The following is a 16,325-nucleotide window of genomic DNA, read 5'->3' as shown; positions in this document are numbered from 1 at the left end:
CGATGCCTGCGGCGGAGGCGGTCCTGACCATCCCCGACTTCTGCCTCGTCCTGCTGGTCGGGGCCTCGGGGGCGGGCAAGTCGACCTTCGCCGCCCGGCATTTCCGGCCGACAGAGGTGGTGTCGTCCGATGCCTGCCGGGGGCTGGTCTCGGATGATGAAGCCGACCAGTCGGCCAGCGCGGCGGCCTTCGAACTGCTGCATCTGATCACGGAGAAGCGCCTCGCCGCCCGCCGTCTGACTGTCATCGATGCCACCAACCTGAAGGTGAGGGGCCGGCGGCCGCTGCTCGACCTCGCCAGGCGATTTCATGCGCCGGTGGTGGCGCTGGTCCTGCTGCTGGACCCGGCGACCTGCATCGCCCGCAACCGCCACAGGGCCGCCGGGGGCGGTCGCCATGTGGGGCGGGAGGTGATTGCCGCACAGTCGAAGTCATTGCGCGATGGCCTGCCCGCGCTGCGGGACGCGGGTCTCGCGGCGGTCCATGTCCTCGATACGCCCGGGTTCATCGATGCGATCAAGGCGATTCGCCGTGTCAGCCCCCCTCCCTTACACCCCACGCGGTCCTGATCCTAGCGCCGCTCCAGCCCTGCCAGATAGGTGTCGGCGACCATGGTGGCATATTCGTCAGGCCCCACCGGCCCCGCTGGGTCGTACCAGAGGTAGGTGTAATTAATCATGCCGACGCACATCATGGTCTGGGCCATGAGGGTGCGGCTGGTGATGTGGCCGCTCTGGTCACAGTCGCGGATCAGGTCGCGCAGCACGGCGATGATGCGCCGCTGCTTGCCGACGATCTCTGCCCGCTCCGCCGTGCCGAGGTTCTGCAGGTCGTGCAGCAGCACCACCTGCAGGTCGCGGGACCCGGCGTTGATGCCGACGATGGTGCGGATGGTGGAACGGAAGCGGTCCTGTGCCGTCACGCCGTCCGTCGCAGCAGTGCTGGCGGCGTCCAGCATCATGTCGAGATGGCTGCTCAGCATCTCCTGCAGCAATGCCTCCTTGGAGGCGAAATAGTGGTACAGCAGGCCGCGCGAGACGCCATTTGCCTTTGCCAGATCCGCGATGCTGGTCGCGGCATAGCCCTGACGCGCGAACTCGGTCGCGGCGCAGGCCATGATGCGGCGGCGGATCTCCTCGTAGTTCTCGGCCTGCTTCCGCGCCATCGTCTGTTTCCATCCTGATTCGGCAGGGGGAGCGTACCACCCCTCAGTCGCGCACCAGAACCCGCTGTGCCTTGGCCTCGTAGCGGGGCAGGGTGCCTTCCTCATGGCATTCCACCGGCACCTTCAGGCCGAGGCGGCTGGTCAGGCTGCGGCCGACGGCGTCGGCCAGTTCATCGGGGGAGCCGTTGTGGCTGCGCTCCTTCTCGATGGCCACGACGATCTGCTTCGGCGCGCTGCCCGGCGTGTCGACATAGATCTGCCAGGCTTCCTTCACTGTCCCCGGGGTGGTGGCGATGACATCCTCCACCTGGGACGGGTAGACGATGACCCCGCGCACCTTCAGCATGTCGTCGGAGCGGCCGATGATCCGCCCGATGTTGCGCATCCCGCGGCGCCCGCAGGGGCAGTCATAGGGATGCTCCGACAGGCGCACTAGATCGCGGGTGCGCCAGCGCACCACCGGTGACGCCTGCTTGTCCAGCGTGGTGACGACGATCTCGCCGACCTCACCCGGCCCGACCGGCCTGAAGGTCTCCGGGTCGAGGATCTCGGTCAGGACCGTATCCTCGTTGAACAGATGCATCTCGTCGCGGGCATGGCTCCAGGGGCAGGAGGCGGCGACGATGGGGCCACCGGCCTCTGTCGTGCCATAGGTGTTGAAGGTCATGAAGTCGGACGGCAGTCCGGCCTCCAGCTCATCACGGAAGGCGCGGGAGACGGATTGGCCGCCGATGACGGCGCGCTTCAGCTTCCAGTCGGTCTTCAGATCGATGCCCTTCTCCTGGCTGGTGCGGATCAGGGTGGCGAGGAAGACCGGCGAGACCGTGGCCAGCGACCATTCCATGTCGCGCATCCATTCCACCACCAGGTCGCTGCGCCCCGGCCCGACGGGGAAGTTGGTCATGCCCAGTTCCGCCATGCCCAGGTCATAGGCCAGCCCGCCAACCCAGAGGCCGAAGCCGAAACCGTTGTAGCCCCGGTCGCCGGGCCGGCAGCCGTGAGCGTGGAGCTGTCGCGCCACCTGCCGGGCCAGCAGCACCTGCATGTCCTCGCGGGTATAGCCGAACAGGACCGGCAGGCCGGTGGTGCCGGAAGTGGCGCAGAACCGTTCCACCTTCTCCGTCGTGGTGCCCAGCATGGGGAAGGGGTAGCGGTCGCGGAGCTGCGACTTCTGCAGGAACCCCAGGCTGTCCAGCGCCTGCCGGTCCGACAGGTCGTGCGGATGCAGCCCGGACTCCCGGAAATGATCCACCCATTCGGGGGACTGGGCCAGTCGCTGCCCCAGGGCCCCGAGCTTGCGGTTCTGGATGGCAAGCAGGTCATCGTGGTCCAGCGCCTCGATCTCGGGATGCAGCATGTCTGCCTCTGTTCCGGCCATTCGTCGTCTCCCCGTTCCGTATCCCCTGCCGGCGTGCGCCGAAGGTTGGGCATTGCAGAGTTTCAATCCTTCTATTATAAACCGGACAGCCGTTCAATGAATAAACCACCGCCTGCCAACCGACAGGGAGCGCGCCCGATGAATGTCATGACCCGCCCGTACGTGCCGGACTTTGCCACCCTGATCGAACAGGATCGGGTGCATGGATCGCTCTATACCGATGCGGACATCTTCCGCATGGAACTGGACCGCATCTGGTATCGCACCTGGGTCTATGTCGGGCATGAGAGCGAGGTGCCGGAACCGTTCGATTTCGTCACCAAGTCCATCGGGCCGCAGCCGATCATCATGACCCGTGGCGCGGACGGGCAGATCAACCTGTTGCAGAACCGCTGCCCGCATCGCGGCAACGAGGTCTGCACGGAGCCACGGGGCAACGCGCGCAAGTTCACCTGTCCGTTCCACAACTGGACCTTCGCCAATGACGGCAGGCTGGAGGCGACGGCCTTTGCCGATGGCTACAAGGGGCAGGACATGGCGGCCCTGTCGCTGGGCAAGGTCGCGCGTGTCGCCAGCTATCGCGGCTTTGTCTTCGGCTCCTTCGCCACCGAAGGCCCGACGCTGGAGGAACATCTGGGCGGCGCGGCGGAGACGCTGGACCGGCTCTGCGATTCATCGCCCACCGGTGAGGTGGAGATCACTGCCGGATTCCTGCAGCACCGTGTGAAGGCAAACTGGAAGTTCGTGCTGGAGAACGAGACCGATGGCTATCACCCCGCCTTCGTCCATGCCTCCGTCTTCAAGGTGACGGACAGCGGCATCGGCGGCCTCTATGGCTCGAAGTCCACTGCCGTTACCCGTGACTTCGGCAATGGGCACACCGAACTGGACCTGCGCCCGGAGTTCCGCCTCCGCGACCAGCCTCTGAACTGGTTCGGCACCACGCCGGAACGGCTGCCGGACTATGTCGCGGCCATGGAACAGGCGCATGGGCCGGAGAAGGCGCGGGAGGTGATGATCGACGGCACTCCGCACGTGATGATCTTCCCCAACCTGTTCATCGCGGAGATCCAGATCTTCGTGCTGCAGCCCCGCGCGGTGGACGACACCGTGCAGCATGTCACGGCGCTGCAGTTCAAGGGCGCGCCTGACATCAACCGTCGCCTGCGCCAGCAGACCATGGGCTCCGTCGGCCCCGCCGGATTCCTGCTGGCGGATGATTCGGAGATGTACGAGCGCACGCACCGTGGCGTGCTCTCCCGCGATCCGGAGTGGCTGTATCTGGCGCGCGGGGAGCATCGGGAGCGCACGGACGAGGACGGTTTCCGCGTCGGCCATGCCACCGACGAGGTGCCCTCGCGCGGGATATGGCGTCACTACCGCCAGATGATGGAGGCCGAGTGATGGGGATGATCACCGTGGAACAGGACATCACGCGCCGGGTCGAACAGTTCATCTACGCGGAGGCCCGCCTGCAGGACGAGCACGAATATGCGGCGTGGGAGGCGCTCTGGACCGACGACGCGATCTACTGGCTGCCCGCCAATGGCGACGCCATCGACCCCGAACAGCAGATGTCGATCATCTACGACAACCGTTCCCGCATCGGGGTGCGGGTGCGGCAGCTTCTCAGCGGCAAGCGCTATACCCAGGACCCGAAGTCCGCGATCCGGCACCTGATCACCAATGTCGAGGTGCTGGACCGGTCGGGTGACGAGGTCAGCGTCGGCTGCAATGTCATGGTCTATGAATCCAGCCTGCGGGGCGAAACCCTCTGGGCCGCACGCACTGAATATCTGCTGCGCGACACGCCTGACGGCTTTCGCATGGCCCGCAAGAAGGTGGCGCTGGTCAATAACGACAAGCCGCTCTTCACGCTGTCGTTTCTCATCTGATGTGGTCCCCGGCCCGCCCTTTCCCGGTTTGTCGTTGGACTGTTCCATTCCTCTCCCCCACCCGGCCACCCAATAAGGATACTCCCGTGGGTGGCCGGGTGGGGGAGAGGGATGGAACAGGCCGCAAACAGACTCCCGAGAGGGCAGGCCGGGGCCTGAAAACAACCTCCGGAGATCCATCATGAACCTGCTAACCGAACCCGTAGGCGACGGCAATGTGCTTCTGAGCCACACCGACGGCATCGCCCATATCCGCCTGAACCGTCCCAATGACGCCAACGGCATGAACAACGGCCTGCTGCGCGACCTCTATCAGGCGATCATGGTCTGCCATGGCTCGGAGGATGTGCGCGCCGTGCTGCTGACCGGGGCGGGGAAGAACTTCTGCGCCGGGGGCGACATCAAGGAATTCGCGTCGAAGGGCGAGAAACTGCCCGCCCATATCCGCACCGCCACGGCACTGCTGCAGGATGCGGCACAGGCGCTGATGCGGCTGGATGCGCCGGTGATCGCCGCCATCCAGGGCTATGCCACCGGCGGCGGTGGTTTCGGCATGGCCTGCGCGGTGGACCTGGTGGTGGCGGCGGAGAGCGCGAAGTTCCTCGCGGGCGCGACCAAGGTCGGCATGTCACCGGACGCCGGTACCACCACGACGCTGCCCGCGCTGGTCGGTCACCGCAAGGCGATGGAGATCCTGCTGACCAACCCGACCATGACGGCTGAGGAGGCGAAGGATCTGGGCATCGTCAACCGCGTGGTACCGGACGCGGATCTGCTGGACGCCGCCATGGATCTGGCGCGTGAACTGGCGAGCGGCCCGCCGCTGGCACAGGCCGCGGTGAAACGGCTGCTGCGTCAGGGCAAGGCCCTGCCGGTGGAGGCCTGCTTCACGGAGGAAGCCCGCAACGTCGCCGAACTCTCCGGCACCGCAGACGCGCGGGAAGGCCTCGCCTCCATGATCGAACGCCGCCCGGCCACCTTCACGGGTCGGTAGACCTCAGTCCGACACCCGCGCCAGAAACTCCGCATCCGGCAGCACGCGCAGCGGCAGCAGGTCGCTGTCGGTGGTGATGATCAGGGCGGGGTCCACGCGGATGCCGACGCCGGCGAAGGAACCGGCGACGGAGAAGGCCTGGAGCTGCGCGTTGCGACCGGCGACGCGGGGCAGTTTCCAGAGTTCCTGATAGATCGTGTCCCGGCTCTCGAACTGGCCTTCCGTCGCCGCCACCAGATCCGCGTCCTGGCTGTAGAGCGCGATATTGGCCCCGCAGCGCCCGACGATGGGCTTGGCGGCATAGCCCGCCGCGCGCAACGCGTCGGTCAGTTCGTAGCCGGTGTCGAGCAGGAAGCGACTGCTCGGGAACATCTCCCGCACCACGGGCAGGATCGCCTTGTTGCTGGTGACCAGGGTCCAGAGCGGTTCGAAGACCATCACGCCCTCCCGCAGCAGCACATCGACGATGCGCGGCGGCTGGGTGGCACGGTCGATGGTGCGGTGCAGGCGCAGGTTCTCCTCGTCCTCCGCCAGATCCTCGCGGATCTCGTCCAGCGCGGTCTCCCACGCCTAGGTCTTCCAGACCCAGCGGATCGGTACGCCGTCTGCGTCCAGCACCTCGCCGCCGTCGCCCCAGCGCAGCCCCTCGACACCCGTCACGATGCGGCAGGTCAGACCGGCCTGCTCCATCGCGCGCTTCATGAACAGGGCGTGGTAGGTTTCCTCGATATCGTCGTCGCGCATGATGTGCAGCACGCCGTCAATGGCCGTTTCCCGCCAGGCATCCACCAGCAGATCGTACAGCCGCCCGCCGGGGTCACGCCCGTCGGTGCAGCCAAAGGCCTCCGCCCAGCGTCCCAGCAGCGACCCGGCCTCCATGTAACAGGATGCCGAGTCGGCATTGTATTCGTACGCCTTCAGCCCCTCCGGCCGCATGGCGAAATCAAAGCGCCCGGTGATCATCTCGTTGCGGCGGTTGTTCCAGGACTGGCGAATGCGCGACCAGAGCGCGGGCGGCAGGTTGAACCGCGCCAGCAGCGTGTCATCGGACAGCACCTGATTGGTCGCGTGCAGGAACATGCGGTGCAGCTCGTTGGTGGCGCGCTGCAGTTCCCGCATCGCGGTCTCGCTGATGCAGTACCAGGCACGCAGGTCCGCCGGGTCCTTCGACAGCACCTGGCCGCCCATCAGGTCGATGTAGTTGGCATCGATCGGGTCTGATGGATCCAGCCAGGCGACCGCCTCCGCCGCCCCCGGCGCGGTCTCCAGTGTCTGGCGCTTGATGCCAAAGAGCGCCGGATCATCCTCCAGCTCCGTCTCGGCCCCTGTCGTGTCGTCGGTCTGGATCACCCAGCCCAGGATGCTGCCGTCGTGATAGGTGCAGTCCAGCCAGCAGCCGCCATCACCGGTCAGGCGTCGCGGCAGTTCGCGTGACCAGTTCTGACCGGCCGGCCAGACGGAATCATGCACGTTCTGTTCGATGCAGCGCACGCGGTCGGCCAGAACCTCCGTCACCACCGCGACATGGCCCGTGACCTCGAACTCACCGCCCTCGTTCCAGATCAGCAGGCAGCCGGGCTCCGGCGGGCGGGTGGAACCGTTGCGGAAGGAATGCAGCGGCAGGGTGCTGCCGTCGGCGATCACCTTCACCTGGCGCAGACGGAAGATGTCATAGGCCATGGCGATGTCCTCGAAGACATAGCCCCGGTTCTGGTAAATCCAGCGCCGCGCCAGCTCCACGCACTGCCACTTGAAACCCATGTAGACACCGTCGACGGTGCTGTGGAACGCCTGCCGCGTCGGCATCGCCTCCCGGTCCACCGAATCATAGTCGGAGGAATAGACCTCGGTTCCGCCGGGACCATGCCCCAGAACGGTTCCGAAGGGGGCGGGGGTGATGGCGTGATGGTGTTTCATGGCTGTTCCAGGGACGGGCGAAGGGCGGACAGGTGTCGCGCCGCGCGAGCCTCTATACCCATGCCGGAACCTTGGCGAGCGGATTCAGCGCTGCCCCGAACGATTTTCCCTGGCCGTTGCGCAGCCTACCCAGCGGCCCAGTTCGGCGGGCGCTTGTCGATGAAGGCCTGGACGCCTTCGGTGGCTTCGGCGGAGCGCTGGGCGGCGGCGAACTGGGTGGCGGCGATGTCTAGGGCGGTCTCCACGTCCTGGTCGCGGACGGCGCGGATGACGGTCTTGGCGCGGGCGATGGCTCCGGGGGCGCCCTTCAGGATCTCGGCCAGGACTTCCGTCACCTTCTGCTCCGCCGCGTCGGCGTCCTCGCACAGCCAGTCGATGATGCCGATCTCCACGGCTTCCGCGCCGGAGAGCATGTTGCTCATCACCGCCAGACGCCGGGTCAGCCGTTCCCCGATGCGCCCGATGACGACGGGCAGGATCGCGGCGGGCAGCACGCCCAGCCGTGCCTCGGTCAGGCCGAAGCGGGCGCGGGGCGTGGCAATGACGATGTCGGCGGCGCAGACCAGTCCGAAGCCGCCGCCCAGCGCCGCGCCGTCGGCCACCACGATCAGCGGCTGCGGCGTGCGGTCCATGCGCTGGAAGAAGGCCCCGCCCTGGCGGTTCCGCTCCGCGATCGGGTCGGCGCCGCCGGTGCCATCCGCCGCGCCGGTCTGCTGGCTGGCCTTGAAGCCGCGCACGTCGCCGCCCGCTGAAAAGCTCTTGCCCGCGCCGCGCAGCACGATGGCGCGGCAGGTCCGGTCCTCGGCGACAGAGGCGATGGCCGCGTCGATGCCGTCCAGCAGTTCCTGCGACATGGCATTGCGGGCATCGGGTCGGTTCATGGTGATGTGCAGGACACCGCCTTCACGGCGGGTGAGGACGATTTCTTCGGTCATGGTGGGTTCCCTTTTTGGTCGACCGTGCCTCCCCTCTCCCCCTCCCGGCCACCCATTTCAGGATACTTGCGTGGGTGGCCGGGAGGGGGAGAGGGATGGAACAGTCCATCAACAGAATCTTCGGGCGAGAGGGCGGTCTCTCAGCGAACGGGTCCTATCCGCGCTTGCCGGGCAGGATGTTCATGCTCTTGCAGATGATCGACAGCATCACCTCGTCGGCGCCACCGCCGATGGAGGCGAGACGGCCGTCACGGTACATGCGGCTGATCGGGGTCTCGTTCATGTAGCCCATGCCGCCCCAGTACTGCAGGCAGCTGTCGTAGACCTCCCGCTTCAGCCGTCCGATCTTCAGCTTGCCCATGGAGGCGAGGCGGGTGACGTCCCTGCCTGCGGTATATTCCTCGATGCAGCGGTCCATCAGGCTGCGCAGCAGCTCGACCTCCGTCTGCAGTTCGGCCATACGGAAGTGGATCACCTGGTTGTCCAGCAGCGGCTTGCCGAAGACCATGCGCTGGCCGGTATATTCGATGGTCTGGTCGATGGCCTTCTGCAGCCCGGTGATGCCGGAGGCGATGGCCCACATCCGCTCCTCCTGAAACTGCTGCATCTGGTAGGTGAAGCCCTTGTTCTCGTCGCCGATGCGGTGGCGCTGCGGCACGCGCACATCCTCGAAGAAGATCAGGCCGGTGTCGGAGGAATGCATGCCCATCTTGTCGAGCTTCTTCGCCCGCGTGACCCCCGGCGTATCCATCGGCACGACCACCAGCGACTTGTTGCGGTGCACGGCCCCGTCCGGGTCGGTGTTCACCAGCATGACCATGTAGTCGGCCTGGAAGGAATTGGTGATCCACATCTTCTGGCCGTTGATGATGTAGTCGTCGCCATCCTTGCGCGCCCAGCTCTTCAGCGATGCCACGTCCGACCCGGCACCGGGTTCGGAGACACCGATGCAGGCCACCATCTCGCCGGCGATGGCCGGGGCCAGGAACTCCCGGCGCAGCTCATCGGAGCCATGGTTCGACAGCGCCGGGGTGGCCATGTCGGTCTGCACGCCCAGCGCCATGGGAACACCGCCGCAATTGATGCTGCCCAGCGCCTCCGCGAAGGCCAGGTTGTAGGAATAGTCGAGGCCGAGGCCGCCATATTCCTCCGGCTTGTGGATGCCGAGGAAGCCCATGTCGCCGAACTTCCTGAAGACCTCGTGGGCGGGAAAGGCACCCTCCGCTTCCCATGCATCCACGTGCGGATTGATCTCTTCCTCGATCAGCTTCCGTGCGGATCGCTGGATCTCCAGATGTTCATGTGTGTAGACGCCCATGGTTTCCTCCCCCGGCAGTGGTGCCTGGCAACAGGCGCGCCGATGATAGACCCGAACAGCGGCGTCTGTGCACCCGCAGATGCGGCATGGTGGGAATCGATCTTGCCAGTGCTTGGCGACCGACCACCAGATGTGGTAACAGCGCGGCTTCCGATCCCAGTCGCCGCGAGAACTGCTCATGTCCAGGATTGCCCTTGCGTCAGACCATGCCGGGTTCGAGCTGAAAGAGGCTCTGCGCGATGAACTGAAGGGGTTGGGCCATGACGTGCTCGACCTCGGCACCAGCAGTCTCGATTCGGTCGATTATCCGGATTTCGGCCGCAAGGCCGCGGAGGCCGTGGCCGCGGGCGAGGCGGAGGCGGGTGTGATCGTCTGCGGCACCGGCATCGGCATTTCCATCGCCGCGAACCGTGTGCCCGGCGCGCGCACCGCCCTATGTCACGACATCACCACCGCGCGCCTGTCGCGCGAACACAATGACGCCAACATCCTGGCCCTGGGCGCGCGGGTGATCGGCACCGAGACCGCGCGCGACTGCGTGCGGGCCTTTCTGGAGACGCCGTTTGCCGGGGGGCGGCACCAGCGTCGCGTGGACAAGCTGGGCTGAGGCCCGGAACTGATTCGATCGTTCGAACGATCAAGAGCTTCAAGGGAGCATCGCACATGAACATGGTCGCCACCGCAGCAGCGGGTGAAGCCATCTGGTCCGCCGACATGGAACGGGATGACAAGGCGGTCTTCGACGCCATCAACGCCGAGTTCGGTCGCCAGCAGAGCGAGATCGAGCTGATCGCGTCGGAGAACATCGCCAGCCCGGCCGTGATCCGGGCCATGGGCAGTGTGCTGACCAACAAGTACGCGGAGGGATATCCGGGCCGTCGCTACTATGGGGGCTGCGAGCACGTCGATGTGGTCGAGGCGCTGGCCATCGAGCGGGCGTGCAAGCTGTTCGACTGTTCCTTTGCCAACGTGCAGCCGCATTCCGGCGCACAGGCCAACCAGGCCGTCTTCCAGGCCCTGCTGAAGCCCGGTGACACCTTCATGGGCATGTCGCTGGCTGCCGGTGGGCATCTGACCCATGGCGCTCCGCCGAACCAGTCGGGCAAGTGGTTCAATGCGGTGCAGTACGGCGTGCGTCGGGAGGATGCCCGCATCGACTTCGACGAGGTCGAGCGGCTGGCGAAGGAACACAGGCCGAAGCTGATCGTGGCCGGCGGCTCAGCCTATCCGCGCTTCATCGACTTCGCCCGCTTTCGTGCGATTGCCGATGAAGTGGGCGCGCTGTTCATGGTCGACATGGCGCATTTCGCCGGTCTGGTCGCCGGTGGTGTGCATCCGAACCCGCTGGACCATGCCCATGTGGCGACGACCACCACCCACAAGACCCTGCGTGGCCCGCGTGGTGGCATGGTCCTCACCCGCGACGACGATCTGGGCAAGAAGATCAACTCCGCCGTCTTCCCCGGTCTGCAGGGCGGCCCGCTGATGCATGTCATCGCGGCCAAGGCGGTGGCATTCGGGGAGGCACTGCGTCCCGACTTCAAGGCCTACTCGCAGCAGGTGGTGGACAATGCGCAGGCGCTGGCGGCATCGCTGATGGACCGGGGCTTCGACATCGTCTCCGGCGGCACCGACACGCATCTGATGCTGGTCGATCTCAGGTCAAAGGGTGTGACCGGCCGTGACGCGGAGCGCACGCTGGAGAACGCGCACATGACCTGCAACAAGAACGGCGTGCCGTTCGACCCGGAGAAGCCGATGGTGACCTCCGGTGTCCGCCTCGGCACCCCGGCAGCGACCACCCGCGGCTTCGGTACCGATGAATTCCGCCAGGTCGGCGCGCTGATCGCCGATGTGCTGGAAGGCTATGCCGCTTCGAACGGCGACAATGGCGCCGCCGAGGCCAAAGCCCGTGAATCGGTGCTGGAGCTTTGTGCGCGCCATCCGATCTATACGAAGGGTATCATCTGAGGGCTTCGCCAGAGGCGGAGTCTGCGCCAGCCCTCTCCCCCTCCCGACCACCCATAAGGATAATCCAGTGGGTGGTCGGGAGGGGGAGAGGGCTGGCCGGGGACCACAAGCAAGAAGCAACCGAGGAATCACCGTCATGCGCTGCCCCTATTGCCAGAATGCCGATACCCAGGTGAAGGACTCGCGCCCGACGGAGGACAATACCGCGATCCGGCGCCGACGCTCCTGTTCCGGCTGTGGCGGGCGCTTCACGACGTTCGAACGCATTCAGCTGCGCGATCTGACGGTGGTGAAGAAGAACGGGCAGCGCACACCCTTCGACCGCGACAAGCTCGCCCGCTCCATCGACATCGCCATCCGCAAGCGCCCGGTGGATCCGGAGCGGGTGGAGCGGATGATCAATGCCATCGTCCGCCAGCTGGAAAGTTCCGGCGAGTCGGAGATCGATTCGGTCAGGATCGGGGAACTGGTGATGCAGGCGCTCGCCAGCATCGACCAGGTCGCCTACGTGCGCTTCGCCTCCGTCTACCGCAACTTCCGCGAGGCTGCCGACTTCGAGGATTTCATCGGCCGCGAGATCGCGGGTCGCGACGACGACTGATCGTTGGCGACGGCTTTCAGACGTCTGTTTCTGCCAGGCTTCCGCGCCGTGCCGTGATGCTGTCCGGCATGGCATGGTTCACCTTTCGAGTCCGAAATCCGACCTGCCGATGCGCAGTGACGTCAACAGGGCACTTGCGGGACCACCGGCTGTCACTCCGGACCGGGGATGCATTGCCTCACTGGAAGAATTTTGACCCGGCAGCAGTGCCATCGCGGCGTCGAACCCGCCAGGCGCGGGCCCGCCGGGAAGGCGGCTGTCAGTCCTTGTCGTGGATGCGGTGCGGGTTGACCATGCCCATGACGTTGAAGCCGCTGTCCACATGGTGGATTTCGCCGGTCACGCCTGCGGAAAGGTCGGAGAGGAAATAGACGCCGGCGCCGCCAACATCTTCCTGCGTGATGGCCCGCTGCAGCGGGGCGTGGTCGCGGGTCCAGCCGTAGACATAGCGGGCATCGCCGACGGCGGAGCCGGAAATCGTCCGCATCGGCCCGGCGGAAATCGCGTTGGCGCGGATCTGCTGCGGGCCCAGGTCCACGGCGATATAGCGCACGCTGGCCTCCAGCGCCGCCTTGGCGACACCCATGACGTTGTAGCTCGGCATCCAGCGTTCGGATCCGGCAAACGACAGGGTCAGCAGGCTGCCGCCGTTGGTCATCAGCGGCGCGGCCAGGCGTGCCGTCTCCGTGAAGGAGTAGCAACTGATTGCCATGGTATTGCTGAAATTGGCAGCCGTCGTGTCGATGTAACGGCCTGAAAGTTCGCTCTTGTCGGAATAGGCCACGGCGTGGAGCACGAAATCCAGCCGGTCCCAGGTGTTCGCCACCCGGTCGAAGACCCGTTCCAGATCGCCGTCGCGGGTGACGTCACAGTTCTCCAGAAATGCCCCGTCCACCTGGTCGACCAGCGGCTTCGCGCGCTTCAGGAAGGCATCGCCCTGATAGGTGAATCCCAGCTCTGCGCCCTGTTCGTGCGCTGCCCGGGCAATGGCCCAGGCAATGGAGTGGTCGTTCGCCACGCCCATGATCAGACCGCGGCGACCCTGCATCAGTTTGTCTGCCATGCGTTCAGTCCTCGAACCGCTTGAAGATCAGGCTGGCGTTGGTGCCGCCGAATCCGAAGCTGTTCGACATGACGCAGTTCAGGTTGGCATCGTCGATACGTTGCCGCACCAGCGGAAAGTCGCCGGCCCCGTCGTCAACGTTCTCGATATTCGCTGACTCCGCCAGGAAGTCGTTGTTCAGCATCAGCAGGGAATAGATCGCTTCCTGCACGCCTGCCGCGCCCTGGCTGTGGCCGGTCAGGCTCTTTGTGGAGCTGACCCAGGGCAGGTCCCGGCCCTCGAAGGCGGCGCGGATCGCGTTCAGTTCGATGATGTCCCCGACAGGCGTCGAGGTGCCATGGGCATTGATGTAGTCGATCCTGGTGTCGCCGATGGTGGACATCGCCAGCTTCATGCAGCGCTCCGCCCCTTCGCCGGACGGCGCGACCATGTCGGCGCCGTCGGAGGTCGCCGCATAGCCGACGATCTCCGCATAGATCTTCGCGCCGCGCGCCTTCGCGTGCTCCAGTTCCTCCATCACCAGGATGCCGCCGCCGCCGGAGATGACGAAGCCGTCCCGGTCCCTGTCATAGGCCCGGCTCGCCTCCGCCGGGCGGTCGTTGTACTTGCTGGACATGGCCCCCATGGCGTCGAACAGCATCGACAGGGTCCAGTGCAGTTCCTCACCGCCGCCGGCAAAGATGATGTCCTGCTTGCCCAGCTGGATCGTCTCCATGGCATTGCCGATGCAATGCGCGCTGGTGGAACAGGCGGAGGAGATGGAATAGCTCATCCCCTTGATCTTCATGGCCGTCGAGAGGTTCGCGGAGTTGGTGGAGGACATGCAGCGCGGCACCATGTAGGGGCCGATGCGCTTGACGCCCTTCTCCCGCGCGATGTCGGCGGCCTGGACCTGATTGGAGGTCGACGGGCCGCCGGAACCGGCGATCAGTCCCGTGCGCGGGTTGGAAACCTCGTCCTCCTCCAGTCCCGCGTCGGCAATCGCCTGCTTCAAGGCGATGTAGTTGTAGGCCGCACCGCCACCCATGAAGCGCAGCACGCGGCGATCGATATGGTCAGCCGGATCCAGCTTCAGGGAACCCTGGATCTGGCTGCGCATGCCGACTTCGGCATACTCCGGCGCGAATTCAATGCCGGAACGTGCGCTCTTGAGGGACTCGATGACTTCCGCAGCATCGTTGCCGATCGACGAAACGATACCCAGCCCTGTAACAACAACCCGTTTCAAGAATAGCCCTCAATTGTCTCAGGTGGTGGTGAACAGCCCGACGCGCATGTCCTTGGCCGTATAGATTTCCTCGCCGTCAGCCTTCACGATACCGTCCGCGATGCCCAGAACCAGCCGCCGCGCGATCGTGCGCTTGATGGACAGATGATAGGTAACCAGCTTCACGGTTTCCAGAACCTGCCCGCCGAATTTGACCTCGCCGACGCCCAGCGCCCGACCGCGTCCGGGCAGCCCGAGCCAGCCGAGATAGAACCCGACGGCCTGCCACATGGCGTCCAGCCCGAGGCATCCCGGCATCACGGGATCGGTCTCGAAGTGGCACTTGAAGAACCAGTGGTCCGGCGTCACGTCCAGCTCCGCCAGGATCTCGCCCTTGCCGTAGCTGCCGCCCTCGTCACTGATCTTCGTGATCCGGTCGAACATGAGCATCGGAGGCAGGGGCAGCCGGGCGTTCCCGGGACCGAACAGTTCCCCGTGGCCGCATTGCAGGAGTTCTTCGTAGGAAAAGCTGCTCTTCCGATCCGTCAAGGTGTCGCCTCGCTTCAAAGTTCGCCTGTCGGAATCGCCGCCGTGGCCGCAGGCCGTCCATGATGATTTGTGTGGTGGACTATAGCCATATGACACTGGCGACAAAACCCGCAAAACAGGCGTGTACTGCCAGTTGCCCGGTGGGGGCTTCTATTGCGACCCGCTCGTAACTATATTGCAGGCATGACTGAGACGGTTGACATGACGATTGCGGACCGGCTTCGCGGCTCGGGCCTGCGTCCGACACGGCAGCGCGTGGCGCTGGCGGAGCTGTTGCTGTCCGCCGGACCCCGGCACCTGACGGCGGAGATGCTGTTCGACGAGGCACGCCAGGCCGGCGTCCCGGTTTCGATGGCGACGGTCTACAACTGCCTGCATCAGTTCACCCAGGCCGGGATGGTGCGCGAGGTCGTGGTCGACCCCGGCAGGTCCTACTTCGACACCAATGTCGCGGAGCATCACCATTTCTATCACGAGGGTTCGGGCAAGCTGACCGACATTCCCGGTGAGACCATCGCGCTGGGGCATCTGCCGGCGGCGCCGGATGGCATGGTGATCGAACGCGCCGAAGTCATCATCAGGCTGCGCGACGCCTGAGAAGGGCGGCTCATGCCGGGTTCCATCCGGAAATCGTCTTTGGAATAATTCCAAACTATTGACCTTGTCTCGCCAGACCCCATAATTGGTATGTCGGCTGTTCAGGATGAACATCCGGCACGTCATCATGAGGAGGAGGACAAGGTCATGTCGCTCAAGGGTTCGAAGACTGAACAGAGCCTGAAGGAAGCCTTTGCGGGCGAATCCCAGGCAAACCGCCGCTACCTGTATTTCGCGCAGAAGGCTGACGTCGAAGGTTACAACGATGTCTCCAGCGTCTTCCGCTCGACCGCCGAGGGCGAGACGGGCCATGCGCACGGCCATCTGAAGTTCCTGGAGGAAGTGGGCGACCCGGCGACGGGTGAGCCGATCGGCTCCACGGAAGCCAATCTGAAGGCCGCCATCGCGGGCGAGACGCATGAGTACACGGACATGTATCCGGGTATGGCGAAGACCGCGCGCGACGAAGGCTTCGACGAGATTGCCGACTGGTTCGAGACCCTGGCGAAGGCAGAGAAGAGCCACGCCGGTCGTTTCCAGAAGGCTCTCGACTCGATGGGCTGACCGGATTTTCGGGGGCGGCATCCGTCGCCCCCGATCATTCCTGTGGCGGGCTGCACTGGTCCGTAGCCCGTCAGCAGGTCAGCGGACGACCGATATCGTGTATGCGGGTACGGAGATACCTGCATGCTCGACACGCCGACGCGGCTGTCGTGATGATCAGCCCCGGCAATC

At 65.4% G+C, this 16,325-nt stretch carries 16 protein-coding genes and 1 pseudogene; 9 read left to right on the top strand and 8 right to left on the bottom strand.

Going from position 1 to position 16,325, the window contains the following annotated elements; translation table 11 throughout:
* Positions 1–2: 2 nt before the first annotated feature.
* Positions 3–569: an AAA family ATPase gene (locus tag QGV54_RS17405; RefSeq protein ID WP_281019380.1), complete on the top strand. Its 567-nt coding sequence runs from the start codon at positions 3–5 to the stop codon at positions 567–569.
* Between the two features lie 2 nt (positions 570–571).
* On the opposite strand, the gene QGV54_RS17400 is transcribed toward QGV54_RS17405, so the two are convergent.
* Entirely contained in the window at positions 572–1,165 is a 594-nt protein-coding gene (locus QGV54_RS17400) for a TetR/AcrR family transcriptional regulator (protein WP_281019381.1), read from the bottom strand.
* Between the two features lie 43 nt (positions 1,166–1,208).
* Entirely contained in the window at positions 1,209–2,543 is a 1,335-nt protein-coding gene (locus QGV54_RS17395) for an AMP-binding protein (RefSeq protein ID WP_281019382.1), read from the bottom strand.
* A 138-nt stretch (positions 2,544–2,681) separates the two neighbouring features.
* Between QGV54_RS17395 and QGV54_RS17390 the strand changes: the two genes are divergently transcribed.
* From QGV54_RS17390 to QGV54_RS17380, 3 genes are all read left to right on the top strand, one after another.
* Positions 2,682–3,947, top strand: a complete 1,266-nt coding sequence (locus tag QGV54_RS17390) for an aromatic ring-hydroxylating dioxygenase subunit alpha (RefSeq protein WP_281019383.1) — start codon at positions 2,682–2,684, stop codon at positions 3,945–3,947.
* Positions 3,947–4,438, top strand: a complete 492-nt coding sequence (locus QGV54_RS17385) for an aromatic-ring-hydroxylating dioxygenase subunit beta (protein WP_281019384.1) — start codon at positions 3,947–3,949, stop codon at positions 4,436–4,438. Before QGV54_RS17390 ends, QGV54_RS17385 begins: the two co-directional genes overlap by 1 nt.
* Before the next feature lie 181 nt (positions 4,439–4,619).
* On the top strand, positions 4,620–5,432 hold the full coding sequence (locus tag QGV54_RS17380) for an enoyl-CoA hydratase-related protein (RefSeq protein WP_281019385.1): 813 nt from the start codon (positions 4,620–4,622) through the stop codon (positions 5,430–5,432).
* A 3-nt stretch (positions 5,433–5,435) separates the two neighbouring features.
* Here QGV54_RS17380 and QGV54_RS17375 read toward each other — a convergent pair.
* The 3 genes and pseudogenes from QGV54_RS17375 to QGV54_RS17365 all read right to left on the bottom strand — a co-directional run bounded on the left by QGV54_RS17375 (position 5,436) and on the right by QGV54_RS17365 (position 9,602).
* Positions 5,436–7,193, bottom strand: a pseudogene (locus QGV54_RS17375) (glutathionylspermidine synthase family protein).
* Between the two features lie 281 nt (positions 7,194–7,474).
* Positions 7,475–8,284: an enoyl-CoA hydratase-related protein gene (locus tag QGV54_RS17370; protein ID WP_281019386.1), complete on the bottom strand. Its 810-nt coding sequence runs from the start codon at positions 8,282–8,284 to the stop codon at positions 7,475–7,477.
* A gap of 154 nt (positions 8,285–8,438) precedes the next feature.
* Entirely contained in the window at positions 8,439–9,602 is a 1,164-nt protein-coding gene (locus QGV54_RS17365) for an acyl-CoA dehydrogenase family protein (RefSeq protein WP_281019387.1), read from the bottom strand.
* Positions 9,603–9,780: 178 nt separating this feature from the next.
* Between QGV54_RS17365 and rpiB the strand changes: the two genes are divergently transcribed.
* The 3 genes from rpiB to nrdR all read left to right on the top strand — a co-directional run bounded on the left by rpiB (position 9,781) and on the right by nrdR (position 12,174).
* The gene (gene rpiB / locus QGV54_RS17360) at positions 9,781–10,209 is read left to right on the top strand and encodes a ribose 5-phosphate isomerase B (protein WP_281019388.1); all 429 of its coding nucleotides are present in this window, start codon (positions 9,781–9,783) and stop codon (positions 10,207–10,209) included.
* A 107-nt stretch (positions 10,210–10,316) separates the two neighbouring features.
* On the top strand, positions 10,317–11,573 hold the full coding sequence (gene glyA, locus QGV54_RS17355) for a serine hydroxymethyltransferase (RefSeq protein ID WP_281019857.1): 1,257 nt from the start codon (positions 10,317–10,319) through the stop codon (positions 11,571–11,573).
* Between the two features lie 136 nt (positions 11,574–11,709).
* Positions 11,710–12,174 carry a transcriptional regulator NrdR gene (gene nrdR, locus QGV54_RS17350; RefSeq protein WP_281019389.1) on the top strand — a complete coding sequence of 155 codons (465 nt, stop codon included), beginning with the start codon at positions 11,710–11,712 and terminating at the stop codon, positions 12,172–12,174.
* 259 nt (positions 12,175–12,433) lie between these two features.
* Here nrdR and QGV54_RS17345 read toward each other — a convergent pair whose 3' ends face one another.
* From QGV54_RS17345 to fabA, 3 genes are read right to left on the bottom strand one after another with little or no spacing between them, the layout of a single operon-like run.
* Positions 12,434–13,237, bottom strand: coding sequence for an SDR family oxidoreductase (locus tag QGV54_RS17345; protein ID WP_281019390.1), 804 nt, complete (start codon positions 13,235–13,237; stop codon positions 12,434–12,436).
* A gap of 4 nt (positions 13,238–13,241) precedes the next feature.
* Positions 13,242–14,465, bottom strand: a complete 1,224-nt coding sequence (gene fabB, locus QGV54_RS17340) for a beta-ketoacyl-ACP synthase I (RefSeq protein ID WP_281019391.1) — start codon at positions 14,463–14,465, stop codon at positions 13,242–13,244.
* 18 nt (positions 14,466–14,483) lie between these two features.
* Positions 14,484–14,993, bottom strand: a complete 510-nt coding sequence (fabA, locus tag QGV54_RS17335) for a 3-hydroxyacyl-[acyl-carrier-protein] dehydratase FabA (RefSeq protein WP_281019392.1) — start codon at positions 14,991–14,993, stop codon at positions 14,484–14,486.
* 183 nt (positions 14,994–15,176) lie between these two features.
* Here fabA and irrA point away from each other — a divergent pair, with 183 nt between their 5' ends.
* Complete coding sequence (irrA, locus tag QGV54_RS17330; RefSeq protein WP_281019393.1) at positions 15,177–15,590, top strand: iron response transcriptional regulator IrrA; 414 nt, start codon at positions 15,177–15,179, stop codon at positions 15,588–15,590.
* Positions 15,591–15,737: 147 nt separating this feature from the next.
* Positions 15,738–16,154, top strand: coding sequence for a rubrerythrin family protein (locus QGV54_RS17325; protein ID WP_281019394.1), 417 nt, complete (start codon positions 15,738–15,740; stop codon positions 16,152–16,154).
* Positions 16,155–16,325 lie beyond the last annotated feature (171 nt).

Origin of the sequence: Minwuia sp. IMCC3060, from assembly GCF_029909435.1 — a bacterium.
GTDB lineage: Bacteria > Pseudomonadota > Alphaproteobacteria > Minwuiales > Minwuiaceae > Minwuia.
Note: the sequence above shows the minus strand (reverse complement) of the source record. Positions and strands in the feature narration are given on the sequence as shown.